We start from the raw sequence: 25,914 nt of genomic DNA on the forward strand, positions 1-25,914 counted from the left end.
ATGTTATTCGACTGTTTCTTCAATATCCCCTTCCGGTAAATCGGCGCGCCATTTACCTAGTCGGAAATAAATCACCGTCATAATAAAGGTGGCGATCCAGCTAATGGGATAGCTCCAGTAAATGGTGTCGATGTTGTTAAAGACGGGCATGGCCACGACGATCCAACCCAGGCGAATAATAAACATGCCGATGAGCGTAATGATCATGACAGGAATAGAAGTGCCGCTTCCCCGAATGGCGCCGGAAAGCACCTCTGTAGTAGAGAACACCACGTAAAAGGGCGCCAAGGTTACCGTCATTTTCGCGCCGTAAAAGATGACGCCGTGATCGGCGCTGAATACACTCATAAAGGTGTAGCGGAAGCAGACGAGAATAGACGATACGACGGCGACAAAGACCCACGTCATCAGTAAGGATGTCTTAATGCCCGCCGAAAGACGCTTGGGCTTTCGCGCACCGATGTTTTGGCCGACAAAGGTCGTAATGGCAAGGGCGAAAGCTTCCAGTGATGTAAAGACGAAGCCGTCGATTCGATTGGCGGAGGCGGCGCCGGCAATGGCTTGAGCGCCGAATACATTGATTTGGCCCTGAATAATAACATTGGAAAGGGCGATCATGGCCCCGGAAATGCCGGCAGGTAACCCGATGGCAAAAATATCCCGCAAGCTGTCCTTGTGGAAGCGAATCCGTTTGAAGCGTAATCTGTAAATGTCCGTGGTTCTAATTAAGCTGTAGGTCACGAGAATACCCGATACCGATTGGGCGAAAGCTGTGGCGATGCCCGCCCCTACGGCGCCCATATCGAAAATGCCGACAAAAACCAAGTCTAATATAATGTTTAAAAAGGCGGATACGGCTAGAAAGTTAAAGGGACGCACGCTGTCGCCGACGCTTCTTAAAACCGCCGAACCCATATTGTACAACATGACGGGCACCATGCCGGCAAAGACGATGCGCAAATAGCTCGTGGCGGGGCCCATAACTTCCGGCGGTGTGGCGATCCATTTCAAAAACACGGGGGAAAAAATAATCGTAATAATCGACAATAAACCACCACCATAAATGGCGATGGCGAAGTTGGTGTGGACTACTTTTGAAAGTTCCTTGCGGTTTTTAGCGCCGTAATATTGGGCGACGAGAACCGATGTCCCGGTGGAAAGCCCCATAAAAAGCGCCACGACTAAAAGGGTGATAGCGCCGCAGGCTCCGATGGCGGCCATATCCACTTTCCCTGCAAAACGTCCGACGATTAAAAGGTCGGCAGTGTTATAAAGTTGCTGTAATAAAGCGGAGAAGAGCAGGGGTAGCGTAAAGGTCAACAGGTTTTTCCAAATACTGCCTTCTGTCAGATCTACATTTTCCCGCTTCATACACCAACCCTTTCTTTTTATAAACACTCAAAGGACGACACCAGCCGGGACACGGTGCCGTTCACTACTTATCATCTATCTTGAGAAGTTATTGTAACACTAATTTCCTTATATTTCAGGAATTTTTTTAAATTATGCTAAAGATTTTCCTTTTTGTACCGTTTCGATCATAGCATCGGAAAGGGCGCCGCGCACGCCGGCACGTTCCATGGCGAGAACCCCTTCGATGGTGGCGCCGCCGGGGGAACACACTTTATCTTTCAATTGGCCGGGATGCAGCCCTTCCTGAAGAAGCTGTTCGCAGCTTCCCGCTATGGCGGCTGCGGCGATTTTGTAAGTGTCCGCCCGTTTCATGCCGCACTGAAGGGCGCCGTCGGAGAATGCTTCCACGATCATGGCGACAAAGGCGGGGGTGGCGCCGGCGAGGGCGGTGACAATATCTAAATTCCCCTCGTCCATTTCCATAATCAGACCTGCCGGAGCGAGGAGGGCTTCGAAATTTTCCTTTTCCTCATCGCTCATATCGTAACCCGGCGTGTAGGCGATGACCCCTTTACCTACGGTAATGGGCGTGTTGGGCAGCACGCGAATAATTTTTTCCGTCGGCGCCATGGCGCGGAGAGATTCGAGATTGACCCCGGCCGCCATGGAGACGATGGTCTGCCCTTCGATTTTATCTTCGATTTCCTTCATAACGGATTTCACCATATAGGGCTTGACGCCTAAAAAGATAATATCCGAGCGATCGACGATTTCCCGATTGTCTCGTGTTTGGAATGTAGCTATGTCTTTTTCATGAGGACAAGCGACGAAAAGCGTGTGGCCCGCCTTTAAAAACAAATCGTAAAATGCCCGGCCCATATTGCCCAGGCCGATAATACCAATGTTCATATAATCCACCCTTTCTTGAAGCAGTTTTCTAATTACAGTATACTATCTCCTAGGAGGTTGTGCATGGAGAAGCGTATATCCTTATGGAAATTATTTTTAACCTTTTTAAAAATTAATACTTTTACTTTTGGCGGCGGCTACACCATCGTACCCATTATTCGCGATGAATTTGTAGAGCACCAACAACTTATCGACGAGGACGAAATGCTCGACATCGTGGCCCTCGCCCAATCGGGGCCGGGGGCCATGGCCATTTCCTGCTCCCTTTTAACGGGCTATCGTTTACGGGGACCTTTGGGGGCGGCTACCTGTCTTTTCGCCAGCGTCTTGCCCTGCCTTGTCATCATTCTTTCGATTAATCTGGCCTATAAACAATTCCGCGAAAATTTTTACGTCAACGCCGCCCTCGTCGGCATTAGCGGCATTATTTCGGCTGTTCTTTTTTTAACCACTTGGCGCATGGGCAAGCGCGCCATGCACGAAGATCGGAATTTTTCGATTGTCATGATTATTATCGCCACATTCCTCGGCATGTTCACCGATATTAACACCGCTTTTATTATTTTATTCCTCGGCTTTTGCGGCATTATCGTCACCAAGCTTGAAGATCACAAGAAAGAAGGTCATCGCTCGTGAAAGAGTTTCTCCGAAAAAAACACGTCAATCCCGGCTTTAAGATTTACGGCATCGATGCCTTAGGCGCCATGGCCTACGGCCTTTTCGCCACCCTTTTAATCGGCACGATTTTAAATACCGTCGGAACCCAACTTCATATTTCCTTTTTGACGGATTTCATCTGGCCCATGGCAAAACAGGCGACGGGCCCTGCCATCGCCATTTCCATCGCCTATGCCTTGGATGCACCGCCCCTCGTCCTCTTCGCCTCCGCCGTCGTCGGCGCCGGCAGTTATGATATCGGCGGCCCCGTTGCCGTTTACATCGCCGCCATCGTCGCGGCGGAATGCGGTAAGTTGATCAGCAAGGAAACGCGCGTGGATATTTTGCTCACCCCGGCGGTCACCGTTCTGACGGGGATGCTCGTGGCAAAACTCGTGGGCCCGTCTATTCAATGGTTTATGGAAAGCGTGGGAAGCTTAGTCATGGCGGCTACGGAACAGCAACCCCTCCTGATGGGTATTCTCGTTTCCACCATCGTGGGCATCGCCCTAACCCTTCCCATTTCAAGCGCCGCTATTTGCATGATGCTTTCCCTTTCAGGCCTCGCCGGCGGCGCCGCCACTATGGGCTGCTCGGCGCAAATGATCGGCTTCGCCGTTATTTCCTTTAAGGACAACGGCTTCGACGGGCTCTTCGCCCAAGGGCTCGGCACCAGTATGCTTCAAATGCCCAATATCGTAAAAAATCCGCGGATTTGGATTCCCCCTACCTTGGCAGGGGCCATCCTTTCTCCCCTCTCCACCATCGTCTTCCGATTGGAAAACTCGCCTCTCGGTAGCGGCATGGGCACAAGCGGCCTCGTGGGGCAAATCGGCACCATACAAACCATGGCCGGCACCATGCCGTTCGGAAAACTTTTAATCGTCATCACAGCGCTCCACGTCGTCCTTCCCGGCGCATTGTCCTATGGAATTTATCGCCTGATGCGATCGAAAGGTTGGATTCACGACGGCGACATGACCTTGGAAATTTAGGTGATGGCGTGCTTTTAATCAAACTATTCTTCGAATTTTTTAAGATCGGCATTTTTTCCTTCGGCGGCGGCTACGCCACCATTCCCCTGATTCAGCAATACATTGTGGAGACGGAAGGCTGGCTCACCATGACCCAGTTCACCGACCTGATTACCATTAGCCAAATGACCCCCGGCCCCATTGCCATTAACAGCGCCACTTTCGTCGGCGCACAAGTGGCAGGCGTGCCCGGCTCCATCGTCGCCACCATGGGCGTTACGGCGCCCCAGACCATGATCATGCTCACCCTCGCCTATTTCCTCTTTACGAAAAAGAAAAAATTCCGCCTCATGGATATGCTCCTTCGGGGTATTAAGGCGGGGATTATCGGGCTGATCTTTATCGCCTCTTACGATATGTTTAAAAATTCCCTTTGGCCTACTGACGGCAGTTTTGAAATCGTCGCCCTCATTACCTTTATCGTCGGCGGCTACCTCTATTACAAAAAAGTCGATCTCATTCGCATCATTATGATCGGCGCGGTAATGGGCATCGGCCTAAAACTATGTCTGCCGCTTATTATCTAAAACAGAAAAGGCGCCTCCCTTAGGAAGCGCCTTTTTGAATGCTTTGGAATCATCGTCTGTTCGATAGTCCCATGCTTAATTGTTTCTCCGAAGCTATCGTAACATATCGCCAACGATAATGTCTCGCAAAACGACAAAATTTTCATTTCTCTTAGAAAAAAGATAGATTTGAAAGCGCCACGACGTTAAAAATGGAAGAAGTCATTTTTTACCAATGCAAAATAGTTCTTTTTACGCCGGCACAATAAAATCGGCGGCCTGCGCGAAAACTTTTGCTCTTTTTTGCGTTTTCAATCCCTTGATTATCTTTCCTTTTCTCTGATGACCGCCCGCCCTGAAAACTGATAGAATAGAAAAGAGGTGAATCATGAAATACATATTAGCAATCGACGCGGGCACCACGTCAAACCGCGCTATTTTATTCGACGAAGACGGCCACGTGGTCACCGTGGCACAAAAAGCCTTTAAGCAATACTTCCCGAAGCCGGGCTGGGTGGAACAGGATCCTTCGGAAATTTTATCCACCACCATCGGCGTCGTCGCCGAGGCCCTCGCCAAAGCGGACATCGACAAGCGGGATGTGGTCTGCATGGGCATTACCAATCAAAGAGAGACCACTATTCTTTGGGATAAACAAACGGGCCGAGCCATCGCCCCGGCCATCGTGTGGCAATGTCGCCGCACTGCCGACAGAGCCGAAGCGGTAAAGGCGAAAGGCTACGGCGACATCGTGCGGAAAAAGACGGGTCTCGAGGTGGACGCTTATTTCTCTTCCACGAAAATCGGCTATCTTTTGGATTCCGTTCCCGGCGCCAGGGAGCGGGCGGAAAAAGGGGAAATCCTCTTCGGCACGGTGGATTCTTTTTTACTCTTCCACTTAACCGGCGGCGTCCACGCCACGGATATGTCCAACGCCTCCCGCACCATGCTCTTTAATATTCACACCCTGGACTGGGACGACGAGCTTCTTGAGATTTTTAATGTCCCCAGAGCTTGCCTTCCCGAGGTAAAGCCGACGGCCTATACCTTCGGCACTACCTTGGCTTCTCACTTCGGCACGTCCATTCCCGTAACGGGCATGATCGGCGATCAACAGGCCGCCCTTTTCGGCGAGCAATGTTTTGAAGTGGGCGAGGTCAAAAGTACCTTCGGCACCGGCGCTTTTATTTTAATGAACACGGGCCATACGCCGGTTCTCAGCGAATACGGTTTGCTTTCGTCTTACGCCTGGGATATTGGCGACGGCCCGGTCTATGCCATGGAGGGAAGTATTTTCGCCTGCGGAAGCGTCATGGAATGGCTGAAAAATGATTTGAAAGTCATCGAATCGGCAAGTGAAACGGAGCCTTTGGCGCGCAGCGTGGAAGGGGACAATCCCCTGGTCTTCGTTCCCGCCTTTACAGGCCTGGGCACACCTTATTGGGACGCCGACGCGAGGGGCACCATTTTCGGCATTAGCCGCAGCACGGGTAGAGCCCACCTCATTAAGGCGGCCCTGGATGCCATCGCCTTTATGACCGCCGATGTTATCGACGCCATGGAAAAAGATTTAGACGGCGGCCACGACCGCATTCTCGTCGACGGCGGCGTAAGCCAAAACGATTATTTAATGGAGCGGCTCGCCGATTTAATCGGGCGAAACGTCCATCGCCCCGAACTTGTGGAGACCACGGCCTTAGGTGCCGCCTTTATGGCAGGAATCGGCTCCGGTCTTTACAAGGATCTTTCGGACATAAAAAAACGCGCCTCAAAAGCGCGCGTTATCGAGCCCAAGGGCATGGATTATTCGAAGGAGCGAAGCCGCTGGGTTCGTGCCGTGGAAATGACCATGGACGTTCACCTGGAGGACAATGCCGATTGAAGGGCTTCTATTTCCTTTTCATGATCCGCTCCTTCCCCCGGCGTTTCCAGCGCCATAGGAAGATCTTTAAAAATAGATTGCCCTATAAAATTCACAATACTATCCAGTCCAATTTCGCCACCTCCTACGGGAGCGTGGCGATCTTTTTTTGCGCCGAAGGGTATTAGGGAATCGTTTAAATGCAAACCGTGTACCCGATGAAGGCCGACGGTGTCCTCGATTTGATTCAATACATCGCCGGGTTTTGAAAGATCGTAGCCTGCGCTGAACATGTGGCAGGTATCGAGTAAAATCCCCAGATTGTCGTCGGCGACGCCTTCGATAATCGCCTGCAACTCCTCGAGCCTGCTCCCCACTTCGCTGCCCTTGCCGCTCATGGTTTCCAAACAAATTCTCCCGTGGGGAAATTTTTCTTTTACGACACTAAGCCCGCGAACAATCCGTTCAATTCCCTTTTCCACTCCGTCGCCCGTGTGGCTTCCCGGATGAAAGACGTATACCGTGTCCTCGGGAAAGGCGGCGAGGCGCTCCATATCGTCTGCCAAAAGCGCAATGCTCTTTTCCCGCACCTCTTCCTTCGACGATGCCGGATTCATGGTGTAGGCGCCGTGGGCGATCACCGGGCCGAAATCACTCCTATATTTTTGAAAGGATGCCAGATCCTCGTAATCCAATTCTTTCGCCTTCGATCCTCTGGGGTTTCTCGAGAAAAATTGAAAGGTGGTGGCGCCGAAGCCCTTTACCTCTTCCATGGCCTGAACCCATCCCTTCGTTACCGACGTATGGTATCCGATCTTTCGCATACTACCTCCTTTGGGGCAACCACATCATGATAATAATTAACGCCACCATAATATATTCTACGTGCACGACGATCCCTTCCTTCCCTTACTATTCGGTAATAGTATAGCGAAAAGAAGCAAGAAAAAAGCGCCCTTCGGCACTTCTCTCTTTGTTGTTAAACAATTCTTAGAGCTTTTCGAAAAATCATCACATTATGCCAGGGGAATGTAATTGACCACGGGCACCTCATAAGGATGCACCCGGTCTATAATCCGTTGAACTTCTTCCCGTTCCTCTTCTTTAATGCGAAATTCCATTTTAACTTCCGGCCTGGTTTGCACTTGCCCTACCGTGCCGTCGAAAGGATTGGCTCCCTCCAAGGGGCGCCAGTGGCCTTCCACTTCCATGGTGGAAAAAGCATAATCGTAACAGCCTTCTTTTAAAATATCCGCTTCGTTTAAATCGTTGGCCAATTCCACAACGTATTTCTTGGGAACGAAAATTTCAACTTTTAAATAACTCATACCGTTTCACCCTCTTCTAAGGATTCTTCGCTCTTGTCGATGCGCTCGAAGGCGCCTCGATCCACGAGTTCGCGGATACTGTCAATAACCGCTACATACATAATAAGGCCCGAAATCACCGTTATAACGGATTGTGAAATAGACGACACTACGCCGCCTGTGGTGCTAATGCCCATAAAGGCAAAGGCCCAGGCGATGGCAATGACCATGACGATGATGCCGGCGATAAGGCATCGGCCGAAGATCATACCCTTAAAGCCTTTCGTCAGATTCCAGGAATCTCTGATAGACTGCATAATGCCGTATTCCCCTTTTAAGTAATTGACGCCCATTACCGCGCCGAGGGGCACCATGGCGATGGAAAAGACGATGCCGGGAATGATGAGAAGGCCGATACCAATAAGGGTGAAAATGCCCGACACAATATAAGTGAGGAACGCTTTATACCATTTCCCGTTGAAAAAGTAAAAATAATCGGCAAAACTAACGTCGCTTCCATAGCGGGCGACTCTGTAAATGGAAAGGATGATGCCGAAGCCAATGAGACCTGCCATGACGAAATAAATTAATTGTAAAATAATGGCTAAAATACTTTCGGCGCTTGTATTAAAACTTGGCGGCGAAAATTGACCCGGCTCCGGCATGCTCACCATAGCATCTGTTCCCAAGCCCATTGATTTTGTAATGAGCGAATAAACGGCTAATATAACCAAATAGATTAAAAGACTCGGAAACATTTTTTTGAAAATATCTGATGTGCTTTGTCTCATAGGTAATCTCCTTTTCAAATAAACAATCGTACGGTTAGCTTATACCCCGTTTTCCCAATTTTTATCAAACATTGCCCTATCCTTTCGCATTTTTTTAAGGGCGGGAAGCACTTGAGCAAAAAACTGCCCGATTAAAATAAAAATGCAGCCGATGATCTTCTTCGGCGGGAAATCTTCCCCGGCGAAAAAATAAGCGGCGAAGGTGCCGAAGAGGGATTCCGAGCTGATGATCAGCGCGCTTTTATCCGGCGAGGCGTCGCGCTGGGCGTAATTTTGAATAACATAGCCCACCGCCGTGTTGAGCACCACGATGTAGACCATGCCCAAAATGGCCGCCGTCGTCACCTCCCCCGCGTACATGACCCTGCCGTTGATAAAAAAGAGAACAAGGGAGATCATCGTCGCCGCAAAAAACTGCACCGCCGTAAACATAATGGAACTCGTCACTTTCGGCATCCAATAATCGATGCGAATAATCTGCACGGCAAATAAAAGGGCCATGATAAAGGTCATGACGTCGCCTATATTGAAGCCCGTCCCGGGCCCCAGGGTCAAAAAGCCGACGCCGATCACCGTAAAAACCGCCGCCACTAAAATATGGCGACCGGGCTTTACTTTTGAAATCGCGAAATTTAAAAGGGGCACGGTGATAACGTAGCTTACAATAATAAAGGTTTGGTTGGCAGGCGTGGTGTACTGAAGGCCTACCATTTGAAAGGCCGTTCCCGCGCCTAATAAAATCCCCACTTCCAAGCCGCCGGCCAGGGTGGGCTTATTTAATTTTCGGTGTTCTTTCGGAAAGCAAAGCCACAGCAAGAGCGTTCCCAAGCCGTAGCGAAGCACCATGACCCAATAGGGATCGAAGCTCGTCATGGAAAATTTAGCGGCGACAAAACTTCCGCCCCAAATCATGGCGAGGACGAAGAGTAAAAGCTCGGCCTTCGTTTCTTTGGAAAGCCCCTTATTCATCTAACCAACTCGTGAGCCGATCCATGACTTCGAGATCGGCGGAACCGTAAATAACAGGCGTCAGCGTAGCGTACCCCTGTTTCAGGAAATAGCGATCCGTGCCCTCTTTAAATTCCATTTTGCTGCGGCCTTTTAGAGAGAGAATGCGTTCCCCGTCCACTTCTTCTTCGAAATAATAATCGTAGGCGTTTTCGCCGATGTCGGCGACACGCACACCCTTTACCTCGTCTACAGGCAAGTAGGGCACATTAATATTTAAAACTGTAGGCTCGGGATTGCTTAAAAAGGAATCTTTCACCTTTTCAAAAATACGGCAGCCGATGGTGGCGGCGGTTTCAAACATGGCGTCGCCGTCCACCCATTCGGCGCTCACGGCGACAGATGGAATGCCGAGAAGCACGCCTTCCAAAGCGGCGCTCACCGTGCCGGAATAAATAATGTCCATGCCGGCGTTGTAGCCTAAATTACAGCCGGAAAAAATAACATCGGGCCGCCAGGGCACGATTTTATCAATTCCCGCCCGCACGCAATCCGCTGGCGTGCCGCTTACGCTGTAAGCGTCGATATCAAGGCCGTCGATGACCACTTTTTTCACCACCAGGGAATGGTGAATGGTAATGGCGTGGCTTTGGCCGGAGTGTTCCTTTTCAGGGGCGACGAGCACCACGTCGTGTTCTTTGGCGAGGGTCTTGGCCAGAGTTCGAATCCCCGGTGCAAAATAGCCGTCGTCATTGGTCAATAAAATGCGCATTACAATCTCCTTTATAACTCGATAAGTTTCGTCGGGTCGTCGGGCTTTGCCACTTCCAGCAAAAAATCCACCCCTTCGTGAATATGGTGATCGGCGAGGGTATCGCGGGTCGTGCGCGCCGCCAAAAGGGGGATGTTATTTTCCTGAGACAGATGGGCGAGTATAACGTGTTCCTGTCTTTTTTCGAGGAGACTCGTCAAAAGCTCGGCACAGTGTTCGTTGGATAAGTGGCCGCGGGTGGACGCGATGCGCTCTTTTAAAACCCGGGGATAGGGCCCGTTTTGAAGCATTTCCAAATCGTGATTGCTCTCTAAATAATAGATGTCGCTCCCCGCCATATGTTCCAACATGGATGTATTCACCCAGCCCGTATCCGTTAAAATGGAAATCTTCTTTCCTCCCGACGAAAACACATAGCCGCAAGCATCGGCGGCGTCGTGAAAGAGGGGCATGGGGTAGACGGTGAGATCGCCGAAGTGAAAGGGCTCCGCCGATTGAAAGACGTGGCGCTTGTGGTCGTCGATGCGTTTTACCGTGCGCTCCATGGCTCGCCACGTATTTTCGTTGGCGAAAACCTCTAGGCCGTAGCGTCTCGCTAAAATCCCCACGCCCTTGACGTGATCATTGTGTTCGTGGGTGACGAAAATGCCGTCGAGGGTGGAGGGATCCACGCCGATTATATTTAAGTTGCGTTCGATGGCCTTGCCGCTTAGGCCGGCATCGATTAAAATCCGCTTTTCATTAGTTTCTATAAACTGGCAGTTTCCCGTACTGCCGCTGGCAATTGCAGAAAATTTCATACTTACTTTTCCTCCACGGCCTATTATAACAAAAAAAGGCGATCCTCTGGTAAAGCTTACGCTTTCGGTGTTCTCCGGAAAATGAAAAAAGAGCCTCCGGGAGACTCTTAATTCTTTTTCAATAGTTGCCGTCCGATCATAATGGCGACGAGGGTCGCCACGCTAAGGAGCACGATGCTCCCGCCCGGTTTCAATCCGCCATAATAAGAGAGGACCAAGCCCAGTTCCGTAAAGGCGACGCCAAAGAGAACGGAGGCTATATGGGTTTTTTTATAACTCAGTTTCAGTTGAAGGGCGCAGGATACGGGAAGCACTAATAGAGATGAAATAATCAGTACCCCGACGGTGCGCGCGCTTATGGCTACTGTAAGCCCCGTTAAGATGACGAAGATGCCGGAAAGTCTGTCGGCCTTAATGCCCGAAAGGCGGGCGGATATAGTATCGAAGGAAAGGTAGAGCAGGGCGTCGTAGTTTTTATAGAGAAAAATAACGACGAGTACGGATACGGCGAGAATGGTGTAAAATTCAAAATTTGTAATGGCGACGATGGTGCCGAAGAGGAAGGACTCGAAATTCGCTCCCCCTTTTACAAAGCCCGATAATATCGACGCCAAACCCACCCCCGTGGACATAATCACCGCCGTGGAGATTTCGCCGTAAGAGGGAAAGTAGCGGCGAATCCATTCCATGGAAAAGGCGGCGACGGCGCAGGTAATAATGGCGCCTAAAATGGGATTAATGCCGATTAAAAGCCCGAGCATAACCCCGGCGAGGGAAACGTGGGAAAGGGCGTCGCCGATCATGGCGAGCCGACGGTTGACGATGACGACCCCCATGGAGGGAATGACAATACCGAGCATAAGGCCGATGGCCATGGCCCGGAGCATGTAATCATATTGAAAGATTTCCATAGCCCATCCCCCTTTCCAAGATTCCGCCTTCCAGCGTATAAACCTCGTCTACCAGGTTTTCGATCAGGTGCATTTCGTGGGTGATCATTAAAATGGTAATCTTGTGCTCGTCGTGTAGATGGTTAAGCAATTCGTAAAGTGCGTTGCGCGATTTAAAATCGATTCCCGTGGTCGGCTCGTCTAAAATTAAAACGTCCGGCCTCGAAATCAAGGCTTTGGCGAGAAGCACTCTCTGTCTTTGCCCCCCAGAAAGGGCGCCGTAAAGGCGATCGTCTAAATGTTGCAGCCCGACGAGAGCGAGGGCGTCGTCGATGCGATCCCGCTTTTCTTCTTTGCTTATTTTTTTCCCGTAAAGGCCGAGGCCCACCAGCTCAAAAATCGTAATGGGGAAGTCGTAACTGGATACCATAAGCTGGGGCACATAGCTTACGCCGGAAAAATCCGTGCGTCCGCTTACTTTTTCCCCTTTATAAGTTATGGTGCCGCTGCCGGGCTTTTCGATGCCCAGGAGCAATTTAATCAGCGTGGATTTCCCCGATCCGTTCGCTCCTATAAATGCGAGAAAATCTCCCTGATTAACAGAGAGATTGACTCCTTTTAAAACTTGGTTTTTCCCGTAGGAAAAAGCCACATCGTCTACACGATAAAGGTTCATCATTGCAGTGCCGACTCCAATACCTTTAAGTTGCTTTCCATACGTTCGATATAGTTTTTGTCGCTTTCATATTCCAAGGGATCCAATTCTTTAACTTGAGCCCCGGTTTCGGAAGCGATGGTTTGGGCGATTTTGTCATCTTCATGAGGTTCGGTAAAGACAAATTTAATGCCTTTTTGCTTCATGGTTTCGATGATTTCCTTCATGGCCTTGGGATCCGGTTCGCTTTCGGAGTTAATACCTTCGATGGGGATTTGATGCAAACCGTAATCTTTTGCAAGGTAACCGTAGGCTTCGTGGCTGACGACGATGTCTTTGGTTTTTGCTTTTGCAAGAGCATCTTTAAAGGACGTATCGAGAGCGTCTAACTTTTTGTTAAGTTCCGCAAGGTTGGCTTCGTAAGTTGCTTTGTTGCCCGGATCTTGTTTGATCATAGCATCGGCAATGTTTTGTGCCATTTGTTTTGCGTTTTTAACGGACATCCAAACGTGGGGATCTTTTCCGCCGTGATCGTGATCGTGTTCTTCGGCGTCGTGATCGTGGTCATGATCGTGTTCCGCCGCGTCGTGGTTGTGATCGTTGGCGTTGGCGTCATGATCGTGGTCGTGATTGTCGGCATCGTGGTCGTGTTCGTGGGCTTCTTCCCCGTCGTCGTGATGGTGATGGTGGCCGCCGGCTAAAAGTTCGATGCCTTTCGATGCTTCCACTACTTCACCGTCTTCACCCATGGTGTCTTTAACGGTGTCGACCCAGGATTCCAAACCGGCGCCGTTATAAATAAAGAGATCCGCTTCTTTTAACATGTTCATGTCTTTAGGAGAAGGTTCGAAGCCGTGAACCCCTTGTCCCTTGGGAATCAAGCAGGTTACTTTTCCGGAATCGCCGGCGATAGCTTGTGCCAAATCTCTGGTAATATAAGTGGACGTAACGATGTTTAATCCGTTTTCTTTCTTGTTTTCCGTCTTGTCTTCCGCTTCCACTTTATTGTTGGTGGAGTTTGCATCGGCATTGGCGTTTTGTTTGCTGCCGCATGCCGTTAAAAGTGCCAAGGCGCAAACGGCGATGGCAATTTTTCTGAATTTCATTATATGCCTCCTAAATAGAAATCGTTATTATTTACTTTTTTAGTATAACAGAAATGATTCTTATTTAAAGGGTTTTTTGATTATTTTTTTGAAAAACTATTCTTTTTTATCCGCTTGCTCTATGATAGAGGAAAGGGGGTATGGTATGGAAACTATTTTAAGGCAATATGGCCTGAAAGCCACGAAGGGGCGTTTGGCGGTTTTAGACATTTTAAAAGGCGCCCACGTTCCCATGTGCGCCTTGGATGTCTATAAGGTTGTAAAAGATGAGACGACCGCTTCCCTTTCCACAGTCTACCGCATTTTAAATCAGCTGACGGAAGTCGGACTGTTGGAGGCCTCGGTTCAACAGGAAGATGTAACCTATTACGAATACCACGGCCACGAACATAATCACTACATCGTCTGCTCGAAATGCGGCAAGTTTACGCCCATTCACAATTGCCCGCTAAAGGATTTAGACGATCACATTGCAAAATCGACGGGCTACGCCATTACGGGCCACAGTTTTCAACTGGAGGGAATTTGCCCCGATTGTTTAAATAAGAAATAGAAGAAATCTGCTGCGGCAGATTTTTTTATGCCCTTTTTTGGTGCTTTAACTGCATGGCGAGGAGGACACTTGCCAGCGTAATGGCCATATTAAATAACACCACATAGCGTGGCGCATCGATTCCCGACATAGCCGTAAGCTTTCCCGCAAGGGCGAGCACCGCGTAATTGGCAACGGATGATGCGATCATCACTACCGATGTAATTTTCCCCTTGTGATCCGGATAATAGCTGTTGGCTTCGGCGACGACTAATTGCAACACGCCGCCGGCGCCGCCGTAGCCGATGAAAAAGCCCGCGACCAAGAGGGCAAGCGGCGTTTTCACAAAGTAAATAAAGACAAGGGCCAATAGCGACATCATGGGATAGGCGACTAACACATCTTCCGTGCTCCATTTTTTCAACACGACAAAGGCCGTGGCCAAAATCGCCACAATGGTGCCTAAGGCATAAAACGATTGAATTTTCGACGGGTCCGCCATGCCGTAAAGGGCGCCTAATTCCTGATTGCAGTTGAGCCAAAGAATAAAGGTGGCGGTGGCGGTAAAGCCCATTAATATAGCGGGAAGGGCCTCTTTTTTAAATACAAAGGGCTCGGAGGTGTAGGCCGTTCCCTTTTTCGTTTGCGGAAAGGGAAGGCAGGCGATGACCATGCCGTCCAAGGCGATGAGCCCGCCCATGAGATAAAAGAGGGCGCGATAGGTAAAGGCCATGGTCGTGGCTGCACCGATCATAAAGGGCAGGAGAAATTGACCGATGGACATGGAAAATTTCGTAAACATATTGGCGGTGCCGCCCTTTTCCCCGAAAATTTCGAGAATCGTCGGCGTCACGCAGGTGTCCAAAAAGGAATTGGCGATGCCGCCGAGGACGGCGAGGCCGTATGCCATTTTAGGCGAGGACGTAGCGGCAATGCCGAAAAAGTACAGGGCGTAGAAAAAAACGCCGATCAGCCCCGATGTCTTTCGCCCGAATCGGTCGGATACATAGCCCGATATGGGAAGGGCTACTAATCGCCCCAAGCCGAGGGCGGCGATGACTTGTAATACCGTGGCGATGCCCGGCGCCTGCCACGCCGATGCGAGGGATTCCTTATACTGGGAAAGAATGGACACGCCGATGCCGTGAACGAAATAGGTCATGTAAAGGGCGAGGGCGGTGATGTAATGGCTGCGTTTCATAAAATCTCCTTTTATCGTCACAAAAAAAGATGACCTTTTGGTCACCTTTTTCTGCGACATAATGTCGCCTCGACGGTATGCCCTTCCGATATTTGGTAAGCAACAGTAAGTAAGAAACAACTCTAAGTAAAAACTTATAGCTAGGAGTAGTGGGCATCGCACTCCGTCGATTGTTTCCATTATCCCATGAAGGGGCGGCTCGGTCAATACTTTATATATTGATTCCTTACATACGGGCGATGGAACGAAGATCTTCGTCGATAGAATCCACCATTTCCCGAAATTCCACCGGATTCATAAGTTCGCAGACGGAAAAGAGATCCTCTCCCGCTAGTTGGAAATGAACTGCCAAATCGCCATCTTCGATTTCCACGTAAAATCCCAAATCCGGATTTTCGATGATCGCCTCAAAGCCGTAGCTTTCGCCGTCTAATATTTCGACGCAATTTTCGTAAATGGATTCGATTTCGGAAAAACGGAAATAGCTGTCTTCCAACTCAAATTCATCGTCTCCGTCTCTTCCATGGATTTTGCAAATAATATAATCCGTATCGTAGGGCATACCGGCGCCCCATCCCGGGGGATATTCGTATTCCAAAAGTTCGACGGCGACTTCTTTTTCTCCCTCTTTAAGATTCAACATGATCTTGCTCCTCACCTATTAAATGAAATCCTTGTTTTTCCGCAATTTTCGCGAGATTGGCTCGATTGACGCTGGCATTTTCAAGACGGGTTACCACCTGTTTTGAAAAAGAATCCACTCGGCGATTGGCATCGCGCAAATCGTAATAGGTCTGCATTTCCTCGTCGTAATCGGCGATAACGTCCATGTAATGATCGAATTCACGGTAGCGATCGGTGAAAAATTTAAGTTCCATATCCATTCTCGGCTTGAGTTGCGGCGATTGATTGGGCTTACCGAAGCCGATACCCACTACGGGGAAGGTAAGCTCGGGCAAATCCAAAAGATCGATTAAAGCTTCCGCGTCGTTTAAAATGCTCCCTAAATAGACCGCACCCAGGCCCGCCGCTTCAATGGCGCAGGTCACATTTTGCGCGGCCAAGGCGGCATCGGTAAAGCCTTGGAAAAAGCGATCGGCATCCCGCTCGGCAGCAAGTTCCACCCCTTGTTCTCTGGCGATGCGACTGTTGCGGTACACGTCGACGATGAAAATCCAAAGCTCCGGCGCACGGGCAATGTATTCCTGGCCGCCGATTTCGGCAATGGCCTTTCTCGTCTTTTCATCTTCAATCCGAATAATAGAATAAGACTGCATCCCCGTGGAAGTGGACGTGCGATTGGCCACCTCTTTCAGCGTCTCGATGAGTTTTTCGTCGACTTTGTCTTCTGTAAATTCCCGAATGGTGCGGTGATTCAGCGCCGTTTCAAACACGGACTTGTCCATTTTATCGTCCCCCTTGTTTGTATTTTAAGTACTTGATCCAAAGTTCACCGATTTCGGCGGTGGATTCCAGCGTCTTCAACTGCAGACGTAACAGCGTTTCAAAGGCATCGGCCATGAGGGCGTCGAGATCGTCGTCGGTGGAGCGCTTAATGTAGCCGTCGCCCTCCTTCGAGTAAAGCTCGATGACCATTTCCCCGGGTCCGCTGCCGTCGCCCTTATGTTCCACTTCCATGGCGAGGGGTCTTCCCATGGGCATGAGAGCATTGACCTGGCGAGTGGCGGGGAGTTGGTAGCCGTCCCCTTCCGATACGGTGCCGAATTCCTCTTCGCCGAAATCTTCAAGCCCGACGACCTCTTCCCGCTTTAAGCGCAGGGCGCCGTCTACAATCTCCTCGACGGTATAAAGCGCGGCCTCATCGCCCACGAGCCAAAGCCCGTCCCCCGGCGCCAAATGGGCGAGCTTTTCCTCGGAAAGAGAAAAAACGCCGTCGCCGTCCGGCCGTTTACTTGTGTAGTAATAAAAATGACGTTTCCTTTCGCCCATAGTCACCCCTTTATGTATCAAAAGAAAAGGTACCGCCGAACGGTACCTTTTTACTTACCCGATTTATTTTGCGTTTTCGTTCATCCATTCCATGGATTTTTCAACGGCTTCATCCGTCGGAATTTCAACGCCGGTTTCAGGATCTTTACCTTCGATATTACCGTAGATATCGGAAGCGGGAGAAGTTTTTTCGTGTTGGTTTTCTTGTTCTCTTCTGGATTCAGCTTTTTCTTGTCTTACGTCTTTTTCAGTCATCATAACCTCCTACTTGTGATACGTATGGCCGCTGTGAATGCGACTCGCCCTGTAAATCTGCTCGAGCAGAACGGGGCGCATTAGCGTATGTGGCATGGTCATGGGCGAAAACGATAATCTCATGTCGCCACGAGCCTTGACCCTTTCACTCATTCCCATACTCGACCCGATGACAAACACAACCTTGCCTTGGGCTCTTTCCATCATATCATATAATGTCTCGGAAAATCGTACCGAGTCCATCGTTTTTCCTTCGATCACCAGCGGAATACAAAGATCCCCCGGTTGTATATTTTCTAAAATGCGATCGGCCTCTTTTTCAAGCACCTGTTCCTTTTCCTTTTCGGAAAGAGATTCCGGCGCCCGCTCGTCCTTGAGCTCCACAATTTCAATGGGAATATAAGGCCTGATCCGCTTCACGTATTCGTCGGAAAGCGCCGTGAGCTCTCGGCTTTTCAGCTTGCCCAGGGCAATCACGCGAATTTTCAGCATAAATTAAAGAAGTTCTTTAACCGCTGCAAGGGCCTTATCGTAATCCGGGTGGTTGGTCACTTCTTGTACGTATTCAACGTATTTTACTTTGTCGTCTGTGCCGACGATGACGATACCGCGGGTTAAAAGACGGAGACCTTCGATTAAGAAGCCGTATTTTTCGCCGAAGTCACATACTTGATAATCGCTGACGAGTTTCGCGCGGTCGATACCTTCTGCTGCGCCGAAACGAGCTTGTGCAAAGGGAAGGTCGTTGGAAATGGTAATGACGTGAACATTTTCGCCGAGTTCTGTGGCCATTTCATTGAAGTTTTCAGTTTGAAGGGCACATACGCCGGTGTCGATGGAAGGAACGACAGAATAAATACGAATCTTGCCATTTAATTCCTTGGATTCAAAGGGGCTTAAATCGTTATTTACCGCTTTAAAATCCGGTGCCTTGTCGCCGACTTTAATTTCGTTACCTAAAATGTTAATAGCATCGCCGCCGAATGTAATATTTTCTCTGGACATGGTAATACCTCCTAAATTGTTTCATCATGTTACTTTCCATTTATATCCTAAATTCACCGAAGCAAACAGAAAAATCATATTTTAACAATCCCTTTTCTTTTTGAAATTGTAAAAACTATATTATAATAAGTAATAGGAAAGGAAATCGAGGAGGTACACAATGGAATTCAAACATCGCGCCGTTATTTTGGGAACGGACAACCCCGCAAGCCTCGCCATTATACGGAATTTAGGGAGGCGAAAAATCCATATTACCACCATGGACGGCGGCCCTTCGCCCTATGGCGTGAGCAAATATACGAAAGAAGCCCTTATAGTGCCTTCATGCCGTGAGGAAGGGCAACTTTTGAAAACATTAGTGGACTACGCCGCATCCTTAGAGAAAAAACCCGTACTCTTCGCCGCCACAAAAGATTATCGGCGATTCTTCGATCGCCATATAGAGGAGCTCGAGCCCTATTACCTCTTTCCCATGAAACAAAGCGCGGTAAGCACGCTATCTCACGATCAAACAATCCATCAACTCGCAGATTCCGCCGGTATTTTAGTTCCCGAACGCGTCAACCTAACGGACGGCGAACTCCTTCGCCAAGTGCCCCTTCTCCTCGGCTATCCCTGCCTTTTAAAATGCAGCGATCCCCGTTTTTTTAAGGAAACATTCGGCGAAAACTTCTTCCTTATCAAGAACGAATCCGCCCTTTTAGATAAACTCCACGCCGTGGAACACCACGGCTGCAACCATAAGTGCTTTCTCGAAGCCATGATTCAAGGGCCGGAAGATCACGAATACACCGCCAACTTATACTACGGAAAGGATTCGGAATTGAAAGGCTTCCTTACCGCCGAAACCATTCGCAAATATCCCCTTCCCTTTGGAAAAACCGGTTACAGCAAACAAAAATGGATCCCCGAACTTGTTAATCTCGTAGATCCTCTGTTTAAAAAAGTCGGCTACCGCGGCGTCGTAGAAACCCAATGGAAGCGCGACGAATTTTCCAGAAAAGTATATTTGCTCAGCTTAAAGCCCCGGTTTTCGGAATCGACGGAAATGTTTTGCCATTTAGGCTTTGAAACCCCTTATATGTACTATTTAGATGCCCTCGACCTGGACATTCCCGTTCACTTTATCGATCGAGATACTCACTGCCACTGGAAAAACAAACAACGAGATCTTTTCGCTATTTACAACTACATTAAAAACGATCAAATGAACTTGGTGAAGATCATAAGCGATTATAAATTCCGAAAAACCAATTCCGCCTGGGCCTGGGACGATATGGGACCCGGCCTTAGCTACTTCGGCTACGCGGTGGAAATAAGACTTTCCGAACTTTGGCAAAAGCGACCGAAATTCAATAAGAAATAGAAGCGAGCGTATCGGCTCGCTTTTTTGATTGGAAGCACGAAAAAAGCGACCTCCTAAGAGATCGCTTGATTTGGCGGAGCGGGTGGGATTCGAACCCACGTGCCCGTGAAGGCAAACTGATTTCGAGTCAGCCCCGTTATGACCACTTCGATACCGCTCCAAGACATATTAAATCAACATGTCTATTATACAGGATTTTCACCGTTTTTCAAAGATGATTTTCATCGTGTCGTTAGTACTTCACGTAATTTAACGGATTTTGCGCCACGCCTCCGACGCGCACTTCAAAGTGTAAATGGGAGCCCGTGCTGCGGCCGGTATTGCCCATTTTGGCAATGGATTGGCCTTGCTCTACGGCTTGGCCGACTTTTACGTCGATGCGGCTTAAATGGGCATAGCGCGTACTCGTGCCGTTTTGATGATCGATAATAATAAGGTTGCCGTAGCTTCCAGCACTCCCTGCACGGGTAACGATGCCGCCGTCTGCCGCCTTAATGTCGGTGCCGACGCTGTTGGCAATGTCGATGCCGTAGTGGAAGCGGCCCCAACGGGGACCGAAGGGGGAAGTAAAGCGACCCACCGTCGGGTTGATGAATTTACCCGTTGCCAAGCTTTGTTTCGTGCCTACGCGAACAATTTCATCGACAGCTTCTCGGCTCATGCGGCTACCCTCTACAATCGAAGAGATGGTTTTACCGTTTTGGCTTTGAATGCGCACGCTGGTTTCTCTCTGTCCCGGCACGCCGGCCCGTTCCACTTGCCGTTGGGTCTTGATCATGGTGTCGTCTTCTTTTGTTACGGTTTGGAAGGGAATATCTTCCACATTGACGACGACTTCTTCTAATGTCATCTCGATCAAGGGGGCTTTTTCCAAAACCTTCAGTTTGCTTCCCTTAGTTACCGGATCTTCCCAGTTGGGATTTAAGGATTTAATTTCGTCCAATGTCATGCCGTAGCGCTTGGCAATGGATTCTAATGATTCCGTTTTTTCGGCGATGTATACCGCTTCACGCTTGCCGCCTTCTGTAAGAAGTTTAAAAGCGTCGTCGGTAGTTAAAAAGCCTTCTTCAGTTTTATCCGTTTTCTTCACGGAAAGGGAAGGTTCGATGGTCATAGACAGAATGTCGGCACCCTGCGTTTTGAAATGATTTTGTAACTTTTTAATCAGTTCCTCATAGCTTCCGCGATTTTCCAATTGGCAAATCGCCTTGTCGCCGAGGTAAAGATCGACCCGTTCCGTTTTCTTTTCGGCGGTTTGTGCTTCCGCTTGTACGGGCATTTGCGCTGCGTTTTTTACGCTTTCGGCGTTTGCGACAGTATGTACGCCGCTAAATGCAAGGGTTGTCGCTAATGTAAAGGTTAATACTGAGTTTCTGATGTTTTTCAAAAAATTGGCCTGCTTTCTAAATGTATATTTTTTGTTTCGGCTCTATGGCCGATGGTATTCGTAACTTTTTTGTAACTCTTTACGAGCACGAATGGTATTATAACAAATGAAAGGGCCGTGAATGTATCATGTATGCTACATGATGATTACAATTAAATGACAAAAGGCACAAAAAAAGCGAAGGTGTTTGCCTTCGCTTTCGTTGTTTTTTATGACGTTTTAAATGGCACAGGGGCTGTAGCCGCAATCTTGACATTCGGAGCAGCCGCCGGTGTGGTTCATTTTGCCGCCGCACATGGGGCAGGTATCCGGGTCTTCTGTCATTTGTTTGGCGATTTCCCGATTTAATTCGTCTTGTAATTCTTTAATACGATCGCCTTTGTCGCTCTTGGATGTGGTTAAAATACCGCTTCTCGCGCAGCCGTCGCGGTAAATGGTAATGCCTTTAAGGCCCATTTTCCACGCGTAGACGTAAAGGTCTTCCACTTCTTCCACGGTAAATTCGTTGGGCACGTTGACCGTAGAGGAGATGGAGGCATCGATATAGTTTTGCCACGCCGATTGCACGCGAATCCTGGCTTTGTAATCCAAATTCGATGTGGTAATGACGAAATCCGGCAGGTCTTCTTCTCTCGTAATGTTACGCGCTTCCATTAAATCGCGAATAATGTCGGTATAGACGGTGTAATAGGTGTCTTCGTCGTGAAGGGATTCGGATTTACGAATGTAGCTGATTTGGAAGATGGGCTCAACGCCGTTGCTGCAGCCGATTAAGGTGGAGATAGATCCCGTAGGTGCGATGGTTAAAAGCTGGGAGTTTCTGAGGCCGTGTTTTTCAATTAATTCCAACACGTCGTCGTCGGCATTTTCCTTAATAAAGGGAGATGCCAATACTTTTTCCTTGCGGTAACGAGGGAATGGGCCGTCTTTTTCCGCAAGAAGGGCGGAGGTGCGCAGCGCTTCGTTGACGAGCACGTGGCCGATGTCGTGAATTAAGGCGAGGGATTCGTCGCTTCCGTAGGCAATGCCCATTTTAATAAACATATCGGCGACGCCCATAATTCCCAGTCCGATTTGGCGCAGTTCTTTGGAAAGTTCCCGCTGTTGTTTTAAGGGGTGAAGGGTCATGTTTTCGTCCAGTACGTCGTTTAAATAGATGACCCCTTCTTTCACCAGTTTCTTAAAGCCTTCGTAATCGAAGCTTGCGTCGTCTTTAAAGGGGTTTTTGACGAATTTCCCCAAGTTGATACTGGAAAGATTACAGGATCCGAAGGCGGGAAGAGGTTCTTCGGCACAAGGATTGACGCCGGCGTATTCGAAAGTTTCATCCTCGCTCATAATATGCCAGGAATTAATGCGATCTTTAAATAGCACGCCGGGCTCCGCCATGTTCCAGTTGTTATATGCCAGGCGATGCATCATATCCCGTGCACTGATTTTTTTTCTGATTTGTTCTCCCGTGGATTCCACGTCAAAGGACAAGGTAAAGTCTTCGCCGTTTTCGTAAGCCTTAAAGAATTCGTCGCTGCAATTAACGGAAATATTCGCGCTGGTGACCTTATCCAAATCGCTTTTTACGTCGATAAAATCCATAATGTCCGGGTGGGATGCGTCCATATTGAGCATAAGGGCGCCGCGACGACCGCGCATACCGATAAGGCCCGTGGTTAAGGAATAGAGATCCATAAAGCTTACGGCACCTGTGGTGGTAGAGGCTGCGTTATTGACTTTGGCGCCTTTCGGGCGAAGTTTGTTCAGGGTTAAGCCTACGCCGCCACCGTAACTGTAGGTTCTCGCCATCCACTTCGCCGTGTCGTAAATGGATTCGATATTATCTTCCACTTGGGGCATAACGTAGCAATTGGAAAGGGTTATTTTTTTGCCGTGATGTTGAAGGCCTCTGCCTGCCAAAATACGGCCTGCCGGCATAAAGCATTTATCCGCAATGGCTTTTTTAATCGTCGATTGGCCGCCGCTGACGCGCTCTAAAAATCCTTCAAAATTTTCCGAATGGAAGCGGTATTTCTTTTCGTAAATATCCCGTTGAAGATCGGTCATGTCCCAGCCGTGTTCTCTTAAACGGGTGCGTTCTTCACGGTAAAGGATGTATTTTTTCGCCGTCTCGGGATCCCGTTTCATAAGGGATACTTCTACGGCGTCTTGAATGGATTCGATGTCGATCACATCGCCTGTTAACGTCGCCTCCACGTCCCCTACAACGGCTTTTGAAATACCATGATCCACGCCTTTTTTAGTTTCCGCCATGGCTTTTTCCACGGCGATAATAATTTTCTCTCCGTCGTAAGGAACGACGCCTCCGGTTCTCTTTTTAACTTCCATACTGTCTCCTTGTTTCGTTTTTTAATAACTTATCCACAAAATATCAACATGTTGTGGTTAACTTCTTACATATGCCTACATATGGTGTCCTCTCCTATGTTACGTCATAGCAACCTATTTTTCAATTAAAAAAAGGCGGCCGAAGCCACCTTTTAGTCGTCGAAACGCGCTAAGTTATACTGCGCAATGGTATTAAGAAGTATTTCTCCGTAGCGGGGATTGGTACTGTAGCCCGCCGGGTGGAGAGCCTGAGCGTATGCTTCCCTCGTCGTCGCCTCCCTCACCTTTTCATAGCGAGGGGCCTTTGCAATAAGTTTTCCGTAATCGTAAAAACTTTCCCTGGGAGAATCATAAGTTCTGAAGCCGTCCCGAACCCTTTCTTCGCTCTCGCCAAAAAATTCCGTCGTCGCCAACATCACCGATCCTTTTCCCCTGCCTTTGATGCCGAAATAATTATGGTACTCTTTGGAAAGCTGACTTTCGCCGAAATTTGATTCCACCGCCGCCTGAGCAAGGATAACCGACGGGATTAAGTGGTACCGCTTCCCCACTTCCTGAGCCAAAGGCCCGTAGGTTTCGAAGAATTCTTCCCGGGAATGGATCAGCTCCGGATCGGGATTGTAACGTGGACGAAGGGTCCAAAATATGATGACGACAAATAAAGCCAAGAGGATTAAACAACCCTGTCGTTTCGAGGGGGCCTTTTTGCTCCTCTTTCGGCTCATTTATTCCACCTCGATAATGGTCGAAGGATCGTCTTTTGCATAGAAAGTGTTTTGTCCCATGGCCGTCATAATAATGACCACGAGGGGCATAAGGTAGTTAAAGACGGCAAAGGGGGCGTAAGCCATAGGCGCCACGTGCAGTACGCTTTTCATGTAGACGCCGCAAGTATTCCAGGGCACGAGGGCGCTGGTCACCGTTCCCGACGCTTCCAATGTGGAAGAGAGCATTTTCGGATGCAGCCCTCTTCGGCGATATTCAGGTGCAAACATACGGCCCGGCACTACGAGGGAAATATATTGCTCCGGCATGGTCATATTGGATAGTAGGCAAGACGCCAGTGTCGCCACGACGAGGCCTGTAACGGAGTGAATGCCCTTGACCACCGAATGGACGATGACTTCCATTTGGCCTGTGCGCTCGGCGATGCCGCCGAACATCATGGCGATCAGGGTAAGGGACACGGATTGCATCATATTCATGAGTCCTCCGGCGGTTAAGAGCTTATCCAGCCCTTCCATACCCGTGGCGGATACGTAACCGTCCATGCCGCTGCCTAAAATTTCTTTAAAGCCTACGGTCGGTTGAATAATAGGCCCGATCAATGTGGCCACGGCAATGCCCAATACGATTCCCGGAAGGGCGGGCATTTTAAAGGCAATGGTGACGATAACCACAATGGGCGGAATAAGCAAGAGAGGGCTTATGACAAAGGCCTCTTTTAGACCCGATTGCAGCTCTTGAATCCCCGACACATCGGCAATGCCGATTTGTGCGCTGTAGTGGCGAGTCAAAAAGGCGAAGATCACGAGGGTTAAAATGTAGGTGATCATGGTGGGCTTGACCATGGCCTTTACGTGGGTAAAGACGTCGGTTCCCGCCATAGCAGGCGCCAAATTCGTCGTATCGGAAAGGGGGCTCATTTTGTCGCCGAAATAGGCGCCGGAGAGAATGGCTCCGGCGGTAACGGGAGCGGGAATATGTAGCCCCTGTGCAATACCCATAAGGGCGATGCCCATGGTAGCGGCCGTACCCCAGCTACTGCCCGTAGCGAGTGATGTTATAGAACAAATAAGGCAGGCGGCCACGAGAAAAATCGATGGCTTTAGAATGTTCAGCCCGTAATAAATCATAGAAGGTACTACACCTGTGGCGATCCAAATGCCTACTAAAATTCCGATGGTGATTAAAATCATAACCGAAGGAAGTGCCTGTGAAATCCCCCGAACCATAGATTTTTCAATATCGTCCCAGCTGTAACCGATATGCATGGCCATTAAAGCGGCGAAGATCACGCCGATAAACATGGGGATGTGGGGATTGATCTTAAAGACCAAAATGCTCACACACATAATGAGCACAAGACCCGCAAAGACGATGAGCGCTTCGGCCAACGTCGCCTTTCTGGGTTCGTAATTTTCCTTCATGGTGCCCTCCTTACTTCATGGCATTTCATTTTTAAAATAGCTTTGTTGATTTTATATTATAGTCTAAATTTCTTTCTCTATCACGGGATTTTTACAGCTCCCGGCAATAAAAATCTTAAGAACTTTCTAAATTTATAAG

Annotated in this window: 28 protein-coding genes and 1 tRNA gene; 6 read left to right on the plus strand and 23 right to left on the minus strand. The window is 49.0% G+C overall.

Going from position 1 to position 25,914, the window contains the following annotated elements:
* Window positions 1–3 precede the first annotated feature (3 nt).
* Entirely contained in the window at window positions 4–1,371 is a 1,368-nt protein-coding gene (locus HMPREF1863_RS01165; RefSeq protein WP_068366519.1) for an MATE family efflux transporter, read from the minus strand.
* A 132-nt stretch (window positions 1,372–1,503) separates the two neighbouring features.
* Window positions 1,504–2,262 carry a pyrroline-5-carboxylate reductase gene (gene proC, locus HMPREF1863_RS01170; protein WP_068366522.1) on the minus strand — a complete coding sequence of 253 codons (759 nt, stop codon included), beginning with the start codon at window positions 2,260–2,262 and terminating at the stop codon, window positions 1,504–1,506.
* Window positions 2,263–2,325: 63 nt separating this feature from the next.
* Between proC and HMPREF1863_RS01175 the strand changes: the two genes are divergently transcribed.
* The 4 genes from HMPREF1863_RS01175 (at window position 2,326) to glpK (ending at window position 6,341) form a co-directional block, all read left to right on the plus strand.
* The gene (locus tag HMPREF1863_RS01175; RefSeq protein ID WP_068366525.1) at window positions 2,326–2,898 is read left to right on the plus strand and encodes a chromate transporter; all 573 of its coding nucleotides are present in this window, start codon (window positions 2,326–2,328) and stop codon (window positions 2,896–2,898) included.
* The gene (locus tag HMPREF1863_RS01180) at window positions 2,895–3,914 is read left to right on the plus strand and encodes a PTS sugar transporter subunit IIC (protein WP_068366528.1); all 1,020 of its coding nucleotides are present in this window, start codon (window positions 2,895–2,897) and stop codon (window positions 3,912–3,914) included. Before HMPREF1863_RS01175 ends, HMPREF1863_RS01180 begins: the two co-directional genes overlap by 4 nt.
* Window positions 3,915–3,922: 8 nt before the next feature.
* The gene (locus HMPREF1863_RS01185) at window positions 3,923–4,480 is read left to right on the plus strand and encodes a chromate transporter (RefSeq protein WP_068366531.1); all 558 of its coding nucleotides are present in this window, start codon (window positions 3,923–3,925) and stop codon (window positions 4,478–4,480) included.
* Between the two features lie 367 nt (window positions 4,481–4,847).
* Window positions 4,848–6,341 (plus strand): glycerol kinase GlpK, encoded by a 1,494-nt coding sequence (gene glpK / locus HMPREF1863_RS01190; protein ID WP_198142689.1) that lies wholly within the window; start codon window positions 4,848–4,850, stop codon window positions 6,339–6,341.
* Here the strand turns inward: glpK and HMPREF1863_RS01195 are convergent.
* From HMPREF1863_RS01195 to HMPREF1863_RS01235, 9 genes are all read right to left on the minus strand, one after another.
* A complete protein-coding gene (locus HMPREF1863_RS01195; protein WP_068366538.1) occupies window positions 6,317–7,144 on the minus strand; it encodes a deoxyribonuclease IV in 828 nt (275 codons plus the stop codon). The two genes, glpK and HMPREF1863_RS01195, sit on opposite strands and share 25 nt — an antisense overlap.
* Window positions 7,145–7,336: 192 nt before the next feature.
* Window positions 7,337–7,648: a divalent cation tolerance protein CutA gene (gene cutA, locus HMPREF1863_RS01200; RefSeq protein ID WP_068366541.1), complete on the minus strand. Its 312-nt coding sequence runs from the start codon at window positions 7,646–7,648 to the stop codon at window positions 7,337–7,339.
* Window positions 7,645–8,418 (minus strand): hypothetical protein, encoded by a 774-nt coding sequence (locus HMPREF1863_RS01205; protein ID WP_068366544.1) that lies wholly within the window; start codon window positions 8,416–8,418, stop codon window positions 7,645–7,647. Before HMPREF1863_RS01205 ends, cutA begins: the two co-directional genes overlap by 4 nt.
* 39 nt (window positions 8,419–8,457) lie before the next feature.
* Complete coding sequence (locus HMPREF1863_RS01210) at window positions 8,458–9,387, minus strand: DMT family transporter (protein WP_068366548.1); 930 nt, start codon at window positions 9,385–9,387, stop codon at window positions 8,458–8,460.
* The gene (gene surE / locus HMPREF1863_RS01215) at window positions 9,380–10,138 is read right to left on the minus strand and encodes a 5'/3'-nucleotidase SurE (protein ID WP_068366550.1); all 759 of its coding nucleotides are present in this window, start codon (window positions 10,136–10,138) and stop codon (window positions 9,380–9,382) included. Before surE ends, HMPREF1863_RS01210 begins: the two co-directional genes overlap by 8 nt.
* A gap of 11 nt (window positions 10,139–10,149) precedes the next feature.
* Window positions 10,150–10,938 carry an MBL fold metallo-hydrolase gene (locus HMPREF1863_RS01220; RefSeq protein ID WP_068366553.1) on the minus strand — a complete coding sequence of 263 codons (789 nt, stop codon included), beginning with the start codon at window positions 10,936–10,938 and terminating at the stop codon, window positions 10,150–10,152.
* A gap of 107 nt (window positions 10,939–11,045) precedes the next feature.
* Window positions 11,046–11,849, minus strand: coding sequence for a metal ABC transporter permease (locus HMPREF1863_RS01225; protein WP_068366556.1), 804 nt, complete (start codon window positions 11,847–11,849; stop codon window positions 11,046–11,048).
* Window positions 11,830–12,507, minus strand: coding sequence for a metal ABC transporter ATP-binding protein (locus HMPREF1863_RS01230; RefSeq protein ID WP_068366559.1), 678 nt, complete (start codon window positions 12,505–12,507; stop codon window positions 11,830–11,832). The genes HMPREF1863_RS01225 and HMPREF1863_RS01230 overlap by 20 nt, the downstream gene beginning before the upstream one ends.
* Window positions 12,504–13,589 (minus strand): metal ABC transporter substrate-binding protein, encoded by a 1,086-nt coding sequence (locus HMPREF1863_RS01235; RefSeq protein WP_068366562.1) that lies wholly within the window; start codon window positions 13,587–13,589, stop codon window positions 12,504–12,506. Before HMPREF1863_RS01235 ends, HMPREF1863_RS01230 begins: the two co-directional genes overlap by 4 nt.
* A gap of 145 nt (window positions 13,590–13,734) precedes the next feature.
* Between HMPREF1863_RS01235 and HMPREF1863_RS01240 the strand changes: the two genes are divergently transcribed.
* Window positions 13,735–14,142 (plus strand): Fur family transcriptional regulator, encoded by a 408-nt coding sequence (locus HMPREF1863_RS01240; protein ID WP_157065053.1) that lies wholly within the window; start codon window positions 13,735–13,737, stop codon window positions 14,140–14,142.
* Between the two features lie 25 nt (window positions 14,143–14,167).
* Here the strand turns inward: HMPREF1863_RS01240 and HMPREF1863_RS01245 are convergent, their stop codons facing one another.
* The 7 genes from HMPREF1863_RS01245 to tpx all read right to left on the minus strand — a co-directional run bounded on the left by HMPREF1863_RS01245 (window position 14,168) and on the right by tpx (window position 18,532).
* Window positions 14,168–15,322, minus strand: a complete 1,155-nt coding sequence (locus HMPREF1863_RS01245) for an MFS transporter (protein ID WP_068366565.1) — start codon at window positions 15,320–15,322, stop codon at window positions 14,168–14,170.
* Between the two features lie 226 nt (window positions 15,323–15,548).
* Window positions 15,549–15,965 carry a WapI family immunity protein gene (locus HMPREF1863_RS01250; RefSeq protein WP_068366568.1) on the minus strand — a complete coding sequence of 139 codons (417 nt, stop codon included), beginning with the start codon at window positions 15,963–15,965 and terminating at the stop codon, window positions 15,549–15,551.
* Window positions 15,952–16,728: an NADPH-dependent oxidoreductase gene (locus HMPREF1863_RS01255; RefSeq protein ID WP_068366571.1), complete on the minus strand. Its 777-nt coding sequence runs from the start codon at window positions 16,726–16,728 to the stop codon at window positions 15,952–15,954. Before HMPREF1863_RS01255 ends, HMPREF1863_RS01250 begins: the two co-directional genes overlap by 14 nt.
* Before the next feature lies 1 nt (window position 16,729).
* Window positions 16,730–17,272 (minus strand): hypothetical protein, encoded by a 543-nt coding sequence (locus HMPREF1863_RS01260; protein WP_068366574.1) that lies wholly within the window; start codon window positions 17,270–17,272, stop codon window positions 16,730–16,732.
* Between the two features lie 63 nt (window positions 17,273–17,335).
* Window positions 17,336–17,530: a CDIF630_02480 family spore surface protein gene (locus HMPREF1863_RS01265; RefSeq protein ID WP_068366577.1), complete on the minus strand. Its 195-nt coding sequence runs from the start codon at window positions 17,528–17,530 to the stop codon at window positions 17,336–17,338.
* A 6-nt stretch (window positions 17,531–17,536) separates the two neighbouring features.
* Window positions 17,537–18,019, minus strand: a complete 483-nt coding sequence (gene rlmH, locus HMPREF1863_RS01270; protein WP_198142690.1) for a 23S rRNA (pseudouridine(1915)-N(3))-methyltransferase RlmH — start codon at window positions 18,017–18,019, stop codon at window positions 17,537–17,539.
* Window positions 18,020–18,022: 3 nt separating this feature from the next.
* Window positions 18,023–18,532: a thiol peroxidase gene (gene tpx, locus HMPREF1863_RS01275; protein WP_068366580.1), complete on the minus strand. Its 510-nt coding sequence runs from the start codon at window positions 18,530–18,532 to the stop codon at window positions 18,023–18,025.
* Between the two features lie 160 nt (window positions 18,533–18,692).
* Here tpx and HMPREF1863_RS01280 point away from each other — a divergent pair, with 160 nt between their 5' ends.
* On the plus strand, window positions 18,693–19,898 hold the full coding sequence (locus HMPREF1863_RS01280; RefSeq protein ID WP_068366583.1) for a carboxylate--amine ligase: 1,206 nt from the start codon (window positions 18,693–18,695) through the stop codon (window positions 19,896–19,898).
* A 71-nt stretch (window positions 19,899–19,969) separates the two neighbouring features.
* Here the strand turns inward: HMPREF1863_RS01280 and HMPREF1863_RS01285 are convergent.
* From HMPREF1863_RS01285 to nhaC, 5 genes are all read right to left on the minus strand, one after another.
* Window positions 19,970–20,058 (minus strand) — tRNA-Ser (locus HMPREF1863_RS01285).
* Between the two features lie 72 nt (window positions 20,059–20,130).
* On the minus strand, window positions 20,131–21,285 hold the full coding sequence (locus HMPREF1863_RS01290; protein WP_068366586.1) for a peptidoglycan DD-metalloendopeptidase family protein: 1,155 nt from the start codon (window positions 21,283–21,285) through the stop codon (window positions 20,131–20,133).
* A 219-nt stretch (window positions 21,286–21,504) separates the two neighbouring features.
* Window positions 21,505–23,625, minus strand: coding sequence for an adenosylcobalamin-dependent ribonucleoside-diphosphate reductase (locus tag HMPREF1863_RS01295; protein WP_068366589.1), 2,121 nt, complete (start codon window positions 23,623–23,625; stop codon window positions 21,505–21,507).
* Window positions 23,626–23,777: 152 nt separating this feature from the next.
* The gene (locus HMPREF1863_RS01300) at window positions 23,778–24,350 is read right to left on the minus strand and encodes a glycoside hydrolase family 73 protein (protein ID WP_068366592.1); all 573 of its coding nucleotides are present in this window, start codon (window positions 24,348–24,350) and stop codon (window positions 23,778–23,780) included.
* On the minus strand, window positions 24,351–25,775 hold the full coding sequence (nhaC, locus tag HMPREF1863_RS01305; protein ID WP_068366595.1) for a Na+/H+ antiporter NhaC: 1,425 nt from the start codon (window positions 25,773–25,775) through the stop codon (window positions 24,351–24,353). It lies immediately after the preceding gene.
* Window positions 25,776–25,914: the final 139 nt, after the last annotated feature.

Source organism: Aedoeadaptatus coxii, assembly GCF_001553115.1.
GTDB lineage: Bacteria > Bacillota > Clostridia > Tissierellales > Peptoniphilaceae > Aedoeadaptatus > Aedoeadaptatus coxii.

Bases quoted from the DNA above. Each gene is read 5' to 3' on its own strand.
- HMPREF1863_RS01165 (WP_068366519.1), bottom strand. From the start codon at position 1,371: ATGAAGCGGGAAAATGTAGATCTGACAGAAGGCAGTATTTGGAAAAAC.
- proC (WP_068366522.1), bottom strand. From the start codon at position 2,262: ATGAACATTGGTATTATCGGCCTGGGCAATATGGGCCGGGCATTTTAC.
- HMPREF1863_RS01175 (WP_068366525.1), top strand. From the start codon at position 2,326: ATGGAGAAGCGTATATCCTTATGGAAATTATTTTTAACCTTTTTAAAA.
- glpK (WP_198142689.1), top strand. From the start codon at position 4,848: ATGAAATACATATTAGCAATCGACGCGGGCACCACGTCAAACCGCGCT.
- HMPREF1863_RS01195 (WP_068366538.1), bottom strand. From the start codon at position 7,144: ATGCGAAAGATCGGATACCATACGTCGGTAACGAAGGGATGGGTTCAG.
- cutA (WP_068366541.1), bottom strand. From the start codon at position 7,648: ATGAGTTATTTAAAAGTTGAAATTTTCGTTCCCAAGAAATACGTTGTG.
- HMPREF1863_RS01205 (WP_068366544.1), bottom strand. From the start codon at position 8,418: ATGAGACAAAGCACATCAGATATTTTCAAAAAAATGTTTCCGAGTCTT.
- HMPREF1863_RS01210 (WP_068366548.1), bottom strand. From the start codon at position 9,387: ATGAATAAGGGGCTTTCCAAAGAAACGAAGGCCGAGCTTTTACTCTTC.
- surE (WP_068366550.1), bottom strand. From the start codon at position 10,138: ATGCGCATTTTATTGACCAATGACGACGGCTATTTTGCACCGGGGATT.
- HMPREF1863_RS01220 (WP_068366553.1), bottom strand. From the start codon at position 10,938: ATGAAATTTTCTGCAATTGCCAGCGGCAGTACGGGAAACTGCCAGTTT.
- HMPREF1863_RS01225 (WP_068366556.1), bottom strand. From the start codon at position 11,849: ATGGAAATCTTTCAATATGATTACATGCTCCGGGCCATGGCCATCGGC.
- HMPREF1863_RS01230 (WP_068366559.1), bottom strand. From the start codon at position 12,507: ATGATGAACCTTTATCGTGTAGACGATGTGGCTTTTTCCTACGGGAAA.
- HMPREF1863_RS01235 (WP_068366562.1), bottom strand. From the start codon at position 13,589: ATGAAATTCAGAAAAATTGCCATCGCCGTTTGCGCCTTGGCACTTTTA.
- HMPREF1863_RS01240 (WP_157065053.1), top strand. From the start codon at position 13,735: ATGGAAACTATTTTAAGGCAATATGGCCTGAAAGCCACGAAGGGGCGT.
- HMPREF1863_RS01245 (WP_068366565.1), bottom strand. From the start codon at position 15,322: ATGAAACGCAGCCATTACATCACCGCCCTCGCCCTTTACATGACCTAT.
- HMPREF1863_RS01250 (WP_068366568.1), bottom strand. From the start codon at position 15,965: ATGTTGAATCTTAAAGAGGGAGAAAAAGAAGTCGCCGTCGAACTTTTG.
- HMPREF1863_RS01255 (WP_068366571.1), bottom strand. From the start codon at position 16,728: ATGGACAAGTCCGTGTTTGAAACGGCGCTGAATCACCGCACCATTCGG.
- HMPREF1863_RS01260 (WP_068366574.1), bottom strand. From the start codon at position 17,272: ATGGGCGAAAGGAAACGTCATTTTTATTACTACACAAGTAAACGGCCG.
- HMPREF1863_RS01265 (WP_068366577.1), bottom strand. From the start codon at position 17,530: ATGATGACTGAAAAAGACGTAAGACAAGAAAAAGCTGAATCCAGAAGA.
- rlmH (WP_198142690.1), bottom strand. From the start codon at position 18,019: ATGCTGAAAATTCGCGTGATTGCCCTGGGCAAGCTGAAAAGCCGAGAG.
- tpx (WP_068366580.1), bottom strand. From the start codon at position 18,532: ATGTCCAGAGAAAATATTACATTCGGCGGCGATGCTATTAACATTTTA.
- HMPREF1863_RS01280 (WP_068366583.1), top strand. From the start codon at position 18,693: ATGGAATTCAAACATCGCGCCGTTATTTTGGGAACGGACAACCCCGCA.
- HMPREF1863_RS01295 (WP_068366589.1), bottom strand. From the start codon at position 23,625: ATGGAAGTTAAAAAGAGAACCGGAGGCGTCGTTCCTTACGACGGAGAG.
- HMPREF1863_RS01300 (WP_068366592.1), bottom strand. From the start codon at position 24,350: ATGAGCCGAAAGAGGAGCAAAAAGGCCCCCTCGAAACGACAGGGTTGT.
- nhaC (WP_068366595.1), bottom strand. From the start codon at position 25,775: ATGAAGGAAAATTACGAACCCAGAAAGGCGACGTTGGCCGAAGCGCTC.